The following is a 12759-nucleotide window of genomic DNA, read 5'->3' on the forward strand; positions in this document are numbered from 1 at the left end:
AACATCAGATATATAAATGGGAACTCACAGTCATCATCACGATTATAATTTCAACGAGCGATACGAGTTTGCTGGCAAGGCTAAATTGTACAGTATTATCGCTGTTGTACTAGGCGTAGCTGCTGTAGCTTTCGGGTTGCTTTCGGGCGATCACGTTACTGTAGAGCGTACTTATGCCAACTTGTTATTGATGGGTTATTACTTTACATGTGTATGCGCAGCTGGAACATTCTTTGTTGCCTTGCAATATGTAACACAATCTGCATGGTCTGCAGGTTTGGTACGTATACCTCAGGCTATGGCGAGTGTTTTACCAATAGCATCATTAGTTTTATTAGTTATTGTAGGTTTAGGTTTAACCACACATAACTTATATCACCACTGGAATGCAGATGGTATCACTGATCCGCATAGTACAAATTTTGACCCTATTATCGCAGGTAAATCTGCTTATTTAAATGTTCCATTCTTCTTGATCCGTCAGGTGGTATTTATGGGAACATATAGCATTTTTGCTGTTATTTTTGCGAAACTTTCTTATAAAGAAGATTTAGAAGGTGGATTGACTTCTTATAAAAAGTCATTCAAATTGTCGGCAATCTTCTTAGTTATCTTCGGTTTTACTACACCTATCTGGTCTTTCGATACAGTAATGTCTTTAGAAGCACACTGGTTTTCGACAATGTTCGGTTGGTATAACTTTGCAGCAATGTGGGTAAGCGGTATTTCATGTATCACGATCATCGTTGTTGTATTGAAGAAAGCTGGTTATATGAACTGGGTAAACGAAAATCATTTACACGATTTGGGTAAATTGATGTTCGGTTTCTCTATCTTCTGGACTTATGTTTGGTTTGCACAATTCATGTTGATTTGGTATTCAAACATCCCAGAGGAAACAGTTTATTTCTACAAACGTTGGGAACCTGAATACAAACCTTGGTTTTGGTTGAGTATTATCATTAACTTTGTGGCACCATTGTTACTATTAGTGGATCGCGATGCTAAACGTAAACAAAACGTGATGTTGTTCGTAGCGATTCTATTATTGGCTGGTCACTGGCTAGATTATTATATCATGATCATGCCTGGTACTGTTGCTGAACATAGAGGATTTGGTATCATTGAAATCGGAACTGCACTTGGTTTCTTAGGTTTGTTCATCTTCTTAGTGATGAGTAAATTGAGTAAACAAGCATTGGTGCCTAAAAATCATCCTTTCTTGGATGAGAGTTTGCATCACCAGATATAGTTTCACTTTTAAAGGAAGGTTACGTAAAAACGTTATAAAAGAAATGAGCTTTAAATTAAATAATAGATTCAAATCCATCTCGGGTTTTGTGCTTGCACTAGGATTGCTTTTTGCGACTCCTATCCTAGCAAGTCAACAAGATACAGTAGCATCTGATTCTGCTAAAGCGGCGACTACAGCAGTGGCTGCCCCTGCAGCAACGGATTCGGTTGCAAAAGATACAACAGCGGCAGCAGGTACTGCTGCTGTTGCATCTGCTAGTTCTTCTACAGAAGCTAGTGCTGCTGCTCCTGCTGTTGAAGAAGTGAAGCAAGTAGACCCTCAGGTTTATAAAAACTTCACATATTATGTCTTGTTATTCTTGGTTATATGTACAGTTGTTGCCGTTATCGGTAAAGTACTTTCGATCTATGAATTGACAAGAAAGATGAACGGTAAATACAATCCGTTTGCGAATAACACGTTTCAATCGGCATTGTTATTCATTTTCTTGGTTGTATTCCTTTACGGTGTATATTGGTCATATGTACACTGGGGAGCCGCTTATTGGAGATCTGCAGTAACTGAGCACGGTGAGCGTATTGATACGATGTTTATCATTACGACAGCAATTACAACATTTGTATTGGTTATCACACACATCTTGTTGATGACATTTACATTCTTGTACCGCATGCGTGCAAAACGTCAAGCTTATTATTATCCTCATAACAATGCAATCGAGAAATTGTGGACAATTGTTCCAGCTGTTGTTTTGACAGTATTGGTATTGTTCGGTTTCTTTACATGGAGATCAATCACAAATATTCCTGAAGATCTTCAAAAATCAGCATTACAAGTTGAGGTATTAGGCGAGCAATTCCAATGGAATGTCCGTTATGCTGGTTCAGATGGGATTATTGGTAAACGTAATTATAAAATGACGACACCAACCAACCCGTACGGTATTGACTTTAATGATAAAAATTCTTGGGATGATATTCAAGGATCTGAAATTTGGTTGCCTGTAAATAAACCAGTTCGTTTCCATATCGTTTCAAAAGATATTATTCACTCTTTCTATATTCCTGATTTCCGTGTTCAGATCAATGCGGTACCAGGAATGACCAATTACTTCCAGTTCACACCTACTGTTACAACAGAAGAGATGCGTGATCGTTTGGGTGATTATAACTATGACTATGTGATGTTGTGTAACAAGATCTGTGGTCAAGGTCACTTTAACATGGCGAAGAAAGTGGTTGTCGTAACTGAAGAGAAATATAAAGAGTGGTTAGCTAAACAAAACAAATATTTTACTGAGGATTTGCAAAAAGAGTTCAGCGGTAAAACAGCTAACGTGAAAAAGGATAGCGTACAAGTTACAGCATCTTTGAACTAATTAAGAATTTTTGAATATAAAATCGAATATGTCAAGTACAGTAATATCGCATAGCGCTGAACATCACGATTCGCACGGCCATCATCACGAGGAGTCGTTCATCAGAAAGTATATCTTCTCGGGTGACCACAAGATGATTGCTAAGCAATTCTTGATCACTGGTATCATCATGGCAGTTTTTGCGATGCTTTTATCAGTATTATTCCGTATCCAATTAGCATGGCCGGATAAAGAGTTCCCTATATTAGAAGTATTCTTGGGTAAATGGGCTGAAGGCGGTCGTATAAAACCGGAGTTTTTCCTTTCCTTGGTAACCATTCACGGTACCGTCATGGTATTCTTCGTGTTAACGGCTGGTCTATCAGGTACTTTTAGTAACTTATTGATTCCATATCAAATCGGAGCACGCGATATGGCATCTCCTTTTATGAACATGTTATCTTACTGGTTGTTCTTTGTAGCATCAGTGATTATGGTTGCATCGTTCTTCGTAGAAAGTGGACCTGCTTCTGCTGGTTGGACAATCTACCCGCCACTATCGGCTGTTCCTACTGCAATCGCAGGATCCGCAACTGGTATGACTTTGTGGTTGGTGAGTATGGTTCTATTTGTAGCTTCACAGTTGATCGGTGGTATTAACTATGTAAGTACAATTTTGAACATGCGTACAAAAGGAATGGACTTATGGAAAATGCCTTTGACAATCTGGGCGTTCTTCTTAACTGCTATCGTGGGTATGTTGTCATTCCCAGTATTGGTTTCGGCGGTTGTTCTATTGATTTTTGACCGTGCTGCTGGTACGTCATTCTATTTGTCGGATCTTGTTGTTCAAGGACAAATTTTACCGAACGAAGGTGGTTCACCAATTTTGTTCCAACACTTGTTCTGGTTCTTAGGTCACCCTGAGGTATATATCGTTGTTATGCCGGCTTTAGGTTTAACTTCTGAGGTTATTGCAACCAACTCACGTAAACCAATCTTTGGTTACCATGCGATGGTTTATTCGTTGATCGGTATCACTGTATTATCGTTTATCGTATGGGGTCACCACATGTTTGTAACAGGTATGAATCCGTTCTTGGGTGGTGTATTTATGATTACAACGTTGATTATCGCGGTTCCTTCTGCTGTAAAAGCGTTTAACTATCTTGCAACGTTGTGGAAAGGTAATATCCGTTTCACTCCGGCGATGATGTTTGCTATAGGTTTGGTATCGTTCTTTATCTCTGGTGGTTTGACAGGATTGTTCCTAGGTAATGCAGCGTTAGATATCAACTTACACGATACGTATTTTGTTGTTGCCCACTTCCACTTGGTAATGGGATCGGCGTCAATCTTCGGTATGCTTTGTGGTGTTTACCACTGGTATCCTAAGATGTTCGGTCGTATGATGAACACAAAATTGGGTTATTTACACTTCTGGTTGACTTTCATTGGTGCTTACATGGTATTCTTCCCAATGCACTTTATGGGTATCGATGGTGTGCCTCGCCGTTACTATGCATTTACAGAATTTGCTTTCATGGCGAAATGGGTTTCTGTAAACAAATTGGTGACTTGGGCTGCAATCATCGCTGCTTTAGGTCAGGTAGCTTTCTTGTGGAACTTCTTTACATCGATTTTCTTCGGTAAAAAAGCACCACAAAACCCTTGGCAGTCAAACACATTGGAATGGACTACTCCGGTAGAGCATATCCATGGTAACTGGCCAGGTGAAATTCCAACTGTACACCGTTGGCCTTACGATTACAGTAAGCCAGGTCACGGTGAGGATTTTATTCCTCAAAGTGTTCCTTTCTCTGAAACAATGAGCTCTAATTTGCCTCATGATTTCGAAGGAGACGAGGAAGCTGAGCGTATCCAGGCAGAATGGAATGCTCAAAATGGTAGAAAAGACTAATAAAATCTTATAAAATAGAGTAGGGATTCCTACTCTATTTTATAGAAGTTTGTATTTTAAGAGGTAGGGGTAGTATTATGTTTCCAGCAGCTGAGAAGCGATTTATAAAGACCAATTTTATAACGATCATTGTGTTGTTTTTGGTCATTATTGCTGGAGGAGTTGTTCGGAGTACAGGGTCAGGAATGGGATGCCCAGATTGGCCAAGATGTTTTAACCGTATTATTCCTCCAACAGATATCTCTCAATTACCTCAAGGATATGAACAGCATTATATTGAAGGAAGGGCAAAGAAGAACGAACGTTTCGCGAAAATTGTAGAATTTTTCGGCGATAAGGAAATGGCTTACAAGCTCCGTACCGATAAGAGTATTTTGCAGCATGAAGAGTTTAAGGTTGCGAAAACTTGGACGGAATATATCAATCGGTTGGTAGGCGTTGTTTCCGGATTCTGTTTGTTATTTACAGCTATTTATTCTTTCACCTATTTAAAATCAAAAAGCTCGATCGTTGTTTGGTCAGTGATTAATCTTTTTGTTGTCGTACTTCAGGCTTGGCTGGGATCGATCGTTGTATCGACAAATCTGATGCCCTGGATTATTACGGTACATATGCTCTTAGCCATTGTAATTGTTTGTATTAGTATTTATACATATTTCAAAGCAGTTACTTTGCGAAACAAGACCTTACTGGTCAATCGTTCTTTGGGTATATTAAAAGGACTTGCTATTGCTTCAATTTTATTGATGCTAACACAGGTAATTGTCGGAACGGGAGTTCGTGAGGAGGTTGATTTATTAACCGGTTCAACGATAGCCCGGACTGATTTTATAACAACTATTGGTCAACAGTTTGAGTTACATCGCTGGTTGGCATATTGTTCTTTGATTTTAGTTATTGTATTATTCTTTTTGGTCCGCACGAGTTTTAATACGAGTTCTAAGCAATATAAATTTGCTTTAATCGCATTGATTCTAGTGGGTATCCAAATGCTATCAGGAATTATCTTAGCTCGATTTGCAATACCTGCATTTGCACAGACAACGCATTTGGTGGTGGCGACGCTTCTATTTGGGGCACAGTTCTACCTGTTGTTATTGTTAAACAAGCAAAGGCACTAATCTTGGAATTCGGGATGTTTATGTTTAAAAGTACGTGTTTAATTACACTGATAGTAGGAGGTCTCTTTTAGTTATGAAAGAATTTATTTCAGATTTCAAAAAGCTTGTTAAGTTGAGACTTACGTTGACGGTCGTATTTTCTGCGTCAATTGCTTTTCTGATAGGATCAAAACAACAGGGTGATATATTCTGGTTCAATTGGTTATTGTTGACTATAGGTGGTTTTCTGGTGACAGGTTCTGCCAACGGTTTTAATGAGATCATTGAAAAGGATTTGGATAAACTGATGAAACGTACGGAGGACAGACCGTTGCCATCAGGCCGCATGACAACAGGACAAGCTTTGGTATTGAGTGTCTTTATGGGCATCTTAGGAACCTTGGTGCTTGTTCGTTTAAATTTTGTCGCTGGTCTGCTGTCGGTTTTCTGTATCCTTCTTTACGCATTTATCTATACACCATTAAAAAGAAAATCACCAATAGCAGTGTTTGTCGGAGCGTTTCCGGGTGCATTTCCGCCATTAATTGGTTATTATGCAGCTTTTTCGCAAGATGATCTAGCCTACTATAGTGGACATAACGAAGCGGCAATTATTATTATTCCCTTTGTGTTGTTTGCTATTCAGTTTTTATGGCAGTTTCCGCATTTCTGGGCAATTGCCTGGGTTGTGGACGACGACTATAAATTAGCGGGTTTTCGCTTATTGCCGACGACAAAACGTGATAAGATATCGGCTTTTATGGTATTCATTTCAGGTTTGTTTATGATACCAGCAGGTTTTATACCGTATCATTTTGGCTTTGGTGGAATTTGGTTTACGATTGTATCCGTGGTCGGCGGAATAATGTTTGGTTATTACGGTTATTTGTTGTTTAAGAATTGTGATATTCCTTCAGCGAAGAAAGTAATGTTTACCTCATTTATCTATTTGCCTGTGACACAACTCGTATTATTGCTTAACTTTATTCCGTTGAAATAATGTTAGATATACAAGCACAAACTGACGAGAAGTTAGTACAGAGAAAAGCCCAAAAGTTCAACCTGTGGTTGGGTATGTTGGGTATGTTCATGATGTTTGCAGCGTTATCCAGTGGTTTCATTGTATATACAGCGAGCGGCGTGGACAAAGGGATTAAGACCCTTTTGCCAAATGCACTTTTATATAGTACCTTGGTGATTGTGGTGAGTAGTCTGACGATGTTTTTAGCAAATAGAGCGGCTAAAAATGGGGAGTCTTCCAAACAGCGGTTGTTTTTGATAGCAACTTTTATTTTGGGAGTTGTATTTTTTGCCTTGCAAGTTCATGCTTGGAATGTATTGATCGATAGGGGTGTTTATTTTGTGAATAACAATGCATCACAATCCTTTATTTACGTTTTTATCTGGATGCACTTGGCGCATATTATTGCGGGGTTGATCGTTTTGATTGGCGCTATTATAGGAAGTAACAAACTTCCTAAGGACGGCAATCTTTTCCGCATGGATCTTGCCAGTATTTTTTGGCATTTTCTCGATCTTTTATGGATTTATATATATGTTTTCTTACTTTTGAATCAATAATAGTAAACAATGAGTACAACAGTATCGCAATTGGATAAGGTAAAAACTGGTCCATGGAATGGTGGAAAATCACCTTGGAACTTAGAGTATGGAAAAATCATGATGTGGTTTTTCTTGGTAGGGGATGCCTTCACATTTTCGGCATTTTTGGTTTATTATGGCGCACAACGCTTTTCTCATCCAACTTGGCCTGACCCAGATAAGATCTTCCAATCTATCCCTGGAATTGCAGAGCATGGTCAACCGTTGGTATTTGTCGGTTTAATGACCTTTATTTTGATTATGTCTTCGGTAACTATGGTTTTAGCCGTGGAAGCTGGTCACCGCAATCAAAAGAATGAAGTTGTTAAATGGATGCTTTGGACTATTTTGGGCGGTATCTGTTTCGTTGGTTGTCAGGCTATCGAGTGGACTCACTTACACCACATGGGTTTCTGGTTTGGTAAAAACCCTGCAACAGGTTTGGAAGGTGATGCCATTAAAACAGCATTGATGCCATATTTTACGCATGATATTTCTTATACTTCAGCGTTGCAATTTGCTAACCTGTTCTTTACAATTACTGGTTTTCACGGATTCCACGTTACTGTGGGTATTATTTTAAATATCATCATCCTATGCATGACTTTAAATAATACATTTGAAGACCGTGGTTCTTACTTAATGATCGAAAAAGTAGGTTTATATTGGCACTTTGTGGATTTAGTATGGGTATTTGTATTTACATTCTTCTACTTAATCTAATTACGCAATAAATAATTTTAGATAGCTATGTCACAATATCAAGATAATATCGCTCATGGAGAGCATGCTCACGAAGGTGGGATGGATAAAAAAGCCATCTGGAGAGTATTTGGAGTGCTTTTAGCGCTTACTTGTCTCGAGTTCTTAATTGCATTGGGCTTTGTGCACCATTGGCAAATTCTAACTAAAGGGGCGTTAGTAAATACTATTTATATCGTGCTTACTTTAGTTAAAGCTTATTATATCGTTGCATTCTTTATGCACTTGAAATTCGAGAAGTCGAGCTTCATTGTTACCGTTGCAATTGTCTTTATTTTTATTATTTATTTTATTGTCCTGATGTTGGTTGAGGGAGGTTTCTTGGCAGGTGCTTTTCAAGAGCATCAATTGTTTCCAAATAAATAGATAAAGTGGATAATGGATAATAATACTGGACAAAAGAAAGGTATTAAAACTATATTGATCCTGGCAGTAATTCTTTTACTGCCGGGATTTTTATATTTTATACTAAATAAAAGCGGCTCGAATAGCTACGCCTCCTTACCAATTTTTGGGAAAAAGGAAGTGCCTGGAACAACACATCGAAAATGGGGACGTGATATTCCCGATACCATCTACCATACGGTGACGCCTGTTGATTTTGTGAATTACGATGGTAAGAAAGTGCATTTGTTGGACAATGATACAACACTCTCTGTAGTCCACCTGATGTATTCTAGGGACGCTTCCTTATCAAGGACAATGATTAAGCGATTAGATCAAATTGCTAATCGGTTTATTCAGAATCAGAAAGTTAAGTTGTATTCTATCACGGTTGATACAGCCTATGATACACCTGATGTATTAGCGAAATACGCGAAAGTTTACAAACCCTGGACCAAATCTTGGTTTTTTGTGACAGATCCTTCTGTTGATATCTTTAAATTTGCTAAAGAAAGTCTATTGCAGGACGCGCTTGTCAACAATGATGGCAATAAACCATTCATTATTGGCTCTAATTATCTTTTACTCGATACAAAAGGACGTATAAGAGGGATATATGACATCAACGTAAAGACAGATGTCGACCGCCTGGAAGATGAAATTAAATTATTATTGGTCGAGGAAATCCGAAACCATCCAGCAACAATAGAACAAAAAAGATAGTTATATCATGGAAGAGAGTTTGAATAACGAAAAAAAGTACAGTAAATGGATTTGGTTGTTATCTATCGTTATACCGATAGTGGTTGCTATCCTCTTTACAGTGAATTTACAAAAGCTGGGTTATGATGTAAAACCGCTAACATTTTTACCCCCTATCTACGCGGCTATCAATGGGATTACTGCTGTATTACTGTTTTGGGCTGTGTCTGCGATAAAAAAGGGTAATAAGCCCTTGCACGAGCGTTTGATCAAATTGTGTATTGCTTGCTCTTTAGCTTTTCTGGCGATGTATGTCGCTTATCACATGACTTCAATCGAAACAAAATATGGTGGCGAGGGAATTTTGAGACCGATCTATTTCTTTATCCTGATTACGCATATCTTGCTTTCTATCATTATCATCCCTTTTGTGCTTTTTACTTTTGTAAGAGGTATATCCGGTTCTTACGAGCGTCATAAAAAGCTTGCCCGCATTACTTATCCAATGTGGCTTTACGTGGCTGTTACCGGTGTGATAGTTTATTTAATGATTTCTCCGTATTATATCGGTTAGTGAGAAAGGGGCGGGGTGCAACGGATTCGATGTGGGGGATCTGGCTTAAAATTGAAATGAAATTGGAAGCGAAGGAGTATATATTCCAGCCATTCAAGAGTATAAACAGCGTAGGATTAATCAGCCGATTTGTATCGGCTAGATGGATCTTTAAAAAATCATTTGCATATGAAGCGTATCTGGATTTATCAGGCAGATCGTCTGCTAACGGCAGCAGAGGGACAGGAGATTGTTACTGACCTAGAAGCTTTTGCTGAACAGTGGAAAGTACATGGAAAACCACTTTCTGCTTCCGCAGAATTGCGGGATAATCTTTTTATTATCCTTAAGGTGGACGAGGAAGTGGCGGCTGCATCAGGTTGTTCTATTGATAGTTCGGTTCGATTTTTAAAAGGAGTTGAATCGAAGTATGGTATTCAACTATTTGATCGCATGCAATTTGCATATAAAGGGGATCAAGGAATAGGCGTGGTTAACCGTGACGGATTTGAGAAGCTACTGGCAGACGGTACCATCAATGATAATACCTTAGTATTTGATAATACTATTACCCATGAACATCAAATGGAGAATGCTTGGGCAGTGCCCTTCCATCAAAGCTGGCATAAGCGACTTTTTAAATAAGTTGTAAACAAGTATAAAAGAAAGGCCATATGTAATTGTGGCCTTTCTTTTTGATCTATAGATCTGTATTGCTTCTCTTTCTGATTGGTCCGCCGAATGGCGATAGCTTCGCTTATTCAGGAATAGTATAATGGTGCATGTATTTTGCAATCGCATTTGCGCGTCTATTGACATAAGCAGAAGGGTTACGGGCATCCCATTCTCTTGGGTTTGGCAGTATGGCTATAATCAATGCGGCTTGTTTTTTTGAAAGATTGCTGCCTGTTTTACTAAAATAATACGACGCTGCCGCATCGGCACCATAAACTCCCTGTCCCATTTCAATCACATTGAGATAAACTTCGAGGATGCGTTTCTTGCTCCAGAATGTTTCTATAAGAATTGTAAAGTAGGTCTCGAAACCTTTTCTTAACCAGGAGCGCCCTGGCCATAGAAAGACATTTTTGGCGACCTGCTGACTGATTGTACTTCCGCCGCGTAATTTCTTTCCCTGTGCATTTTTTTTAATGGCATTCTGAATCCCTTGCATGTCGAATCCCCAGTGTGTCATAAAGTGAGCATCTTCTCCTGCAATGGCCGCTAACTTGAGGTTGTCCGAAAGTTCATCGTAATCCAGCCAGTTTTTTTCCAGTTTAAATCCTTTGCCCTGCTCTTTTAGTTCAAACCCACGTTGAATCATCAACCAGGTGATGGGAGGATTGACGAACCTTAAGCTAATGACCCAAAAGAGTGAAATACCAATAAAATAGAGCACTACCCGTGTCGCAATGCGCAGGATCGGAGATTTTATGGACTTCAATGGGTTGAAGGATTTTTTTTTGAAGGTATTTTGTTGTTTGCTGGACGTATTTTGTTTACCAGATCTTTTGATGGCCATATCATTACAAAATTTGTGCAAACATAAGCATCATAAAGCAAAGATTCCACATACTATTTTGTCATTTCTTCTAATTTTTCTAATGTCACGTCTTTCATCCAGGATATTGCCTTGGTATCAATTTCACCATTGGGTTTAATTACAGCATAAGTTGGAAAACCGGCACCGTTAAATAAAGACAATAGCTCGCTAATTACATTATTTTCGACAAAAATATGTGTGCCAGGTTGTTCAAGTTCGGCTACCTTATTGATCCATTTCTCTTGATTTGATCCTTGATCAGTACATAGATACACGAATTCTATTGGTGATTTTGCTCCCTTAGCCTCATGATGTAGTTTTTTGCTGTAAGGCATCTGACCAATACAAGGCGCACACCAGGTAGCCCATATATCTAATACGATAAGTTTATTATGGTATTTTGCTTTGATGGTTTTAAGAAGTTCGGATCCGTCTTTGCTTTGGTTTGAGAGGAGCTCGGCATCAAATGAAAATTCTTTGATTATTTTTCCTAGTGAGGTCTGTTTTGGTGCTGACTTTGCTGACGCCAGTAGCTTTTCCAATTTTGTTTGTTTAACATTTAGCCCATCTATTTCTATTCTAATATTCTCTTTCGCCCATTTGCTGTTTAATTTGTTCAGTATTGTCTTATAAATCTTATTTTGCGCTGCAATATCGTCGTCTTCAAATCTGAGGTTGATAATATCGGCGTAATTTTTAGGGAAGGTTTGATTGGCATAGTCTGCTACTTTCACGTAGTCTCCACGAGTTTCATTGACCGGGTAAAGGACATATTTCACGTAATAATGCAAAAATCTAAAATAATCGCTGACATGATTAGATATCGAATAAATAGGAACTAGTATACTATCATTAGCTACTTTAATTTTATTTGTTAGGTAGTAATCCAATTGTCTGTACGTATACTGGGCATCAGTGGCGGCGTCAATCAGCGTTTTACATGTTGTGCCGTATGTATGATAGAAAGCCTGATCTGTATTCCGCTGAATCTTAAATAGGGAATCTAATTTATATTGAAAATTAGGGTCGCTTGGATTGAGCTGGCGGAGTGGCTTGTAAAAATCGGGATTATGCTTCTTGTCAAATAAAATATATTCGTTCATTTGCCGATTTACTTCGGCATCTTTTCCTGCAAACGAAATACCATCACCGATCATATAAATCTCTTTTTTCTTGAGCTTGCTTAGATCGAAGGTGATTTCCAATCCATCTTGAAGGTAAAGACAGGTATAAGCATAGTCACCTAAGCTAAACCATATCTGTTGGTAAGGTAGTATATGTATTTGGGTAAATTCAAAGGTACCATCGGCATTTGCCTTTATCTCATTGCTGCTTTGACTAGGTCCGATTAGGTTAACAAAGGTGTATTGAATTTTGAGATTTGAGAGTTCCTCTGGACTTGCGTTTAGCACACGGCCTGTCACTTTAGCAAGCTGTGTTTTGCCAGACTTATAATATGATTCATCGGTTAACGAAATGGGATCTGATTTCATTTGTGCGTAAGCAATGTTGAGGAGCATTAGCGAAAGCAATAATGTGGCGAAAAAGACTTTCATAATAAATAATTTATATGGAAATCA

General features: G+C 38.5%; 13 protein-coding genes. 11 read left to right on the forward strand and 2 right to left on the reverse strand.

From position 1 onward, the window contains the following. Nucleotides 1–16: 16 nt before the first annotated feature. From B2O97_RS09890 to B2O97_RS09940, 11 genes are all read left to right on the forward strand, one after another. Complete coding sequence (locus tag B2O97_RS09890) at nt 17–1252, forward strand: quinol:cytochrome C oxidoreductase (protein ID WP_145327840.1); 1236 nt, start codon at nt 17–19, stop codon at nt 1250–1252. A gap of 43 nt (nt 1253–1295) precedes the next feature. Next, a complete protein-coding gene (locus B2O97_RS09895; RefSeq protein WP_286709437.1) occupies nt 1296–2633 on the forward strand; it encodes a cytochrome c oxidase subunit II in 1338 nt (445 codons plus the stop codon). Between the two features lie 28 nt (nt 2634–2661). Continuing rightward, entirely contained in the window at nt 2662–4533 is a 1872-nt protein-coding gene (locus B2O97_RS09900; protein ID WP_172462307.1) for a cytochrome c oxidase subunit I, read from the forward strand. 77 nt (nt 4534–4610) lie between these two features. Next, a complete protein-coding gene (locus B2O97_RS09905; RefSeq protein ID WP_286767329.1) occupies nt 4611–5654 on the forward strand; it encodes a COX15/CtaA family protein in 1044 nt (347 codons plus the stop codon). A gap of 73 nt (nt 5655–5727) precedes the next feature. Then, on the forward strand, nt 5728–6633 hold the full coding sequence (gene cyoE, locus B2O97_RS09910; RefSeq protein ID WP_070563553.1) for a heme o synthase: 906 nt from the start codon (nt 5728–5730) through the stop codon (nt 6631–6633). After that, nucleotides 6633–7214 (forward strand): cytochrome c oxidase subunit 3, encoded by a 582-nt coding sequence (locus tag B2O97_RS09915; protein WP_115047218.1) that lies wholly within the window; start codon nt 6633–6635, stop codon nt 7212–7214. Before cyoE ends, B2O97_RS09915 begins: the two co-directional genes overlap by 1 nt. A 9-nt stretch (nt 7215–7223) precedes the next feature. Further along, complete coding sequence (locus B2O97_RS09920) at nt 7224–7958, forward strand: cytochrome c oxidase subunit 3 (protein WP_286767330.1); 735 nt, start codon at nt 7224–7226, stop codon at nt 7956–7958. A gap of 27 nt (nt 7959–7985) precedes the next feature. Next, the gene (locus B2O97_RS09925) at nt 7986–8363 is read left to right on the forward strand and encodes a cytochrome C oxidase subunit IV family protein (RefSeq protein ID WP_112373816.1); all 378 of its coding nucleotides are present in this window, start codon (nt 7986–7988) and stop codon (nt 8361–8363) included. Between the two features lie 12 nt (nt 8364–8375). Beyond that, complete coding sequence (locus tag B2O97_RS09930; RefSeq protein WP_115047224.1) at nt 8376–9104, forward strand: SCO family protein; 729 nt, start codon at nt 8376–8378, stop codon at nt 9102–9104. A 7-nt stretch (nt 9105–9111) separates the two neighbouring features. Then, nucleotides 9112–9657 carry a DUF420 domain-containing protein gene (locus tag B2O97_RS09935; RefSeq protein ID WP_286767331.1) on the forward strand — a complete coding sequence of 182 codons (546 nt, stop codon included), beginning with the start codon at nt 9112–9114 and terminating at the stop codon, nt 9655–9657. 168 nt (nt 9658–9825) lie between these two features. Then, entirely contained in the window at nt 9826–10281 is a 456-nt protein-coding gene (locus B2O97_RS09940) for an ABC transporter ATPase (RefSeq protein WP_112373814.1), read from the forward strand. A 112-nt stretch (nt 10282–10393) separates the two neighbouring features. On the opposite strand, the gene mtgA is transcribed toward B2O97_RS09940, so the two are convergent. Beyond that, complete coding sequence (gene mtgA / locus B2O97_RS09945; RefSeq protein WP_112373813.1) at nt 10394–11158, reverse strand: monofunctional biosynthetic peptidoglycan transglycosylase; 765 nt, start codon at nt 11156–11158, stop codon at nt 10394–10396. Nucleotides 11159–11211: 53 nt separating this feature from the next. Beyond that, nucleotides 11212–12735 carry a TlpA family protein disulfide reductase gene (locus B2O97_RS09950; protein WP_286767332.1) on the reverse strand — a complete coding sequence of 508 codons (1524 nt, stop codon included), beginning with the start codon at nt 12733–12735 and terminating at the stop codon, nt 11212–11214. Between the last annotated feature and the right edge of the window lie 24 nt (nt 12736–12759).

The sequence above is a fragment of the Sphingobacterium sp. UBA865 genome (assembly GCF_002295765.1).
In the GTDB taxonomy this organism is placed as follows: domain Bacteria; phylum Bacteroidota; class Bacteroidia; order Sphingobacteriales; family Sphingobacteriaceae; genus Sphingobacterium; species Sphingobacterium multivorum.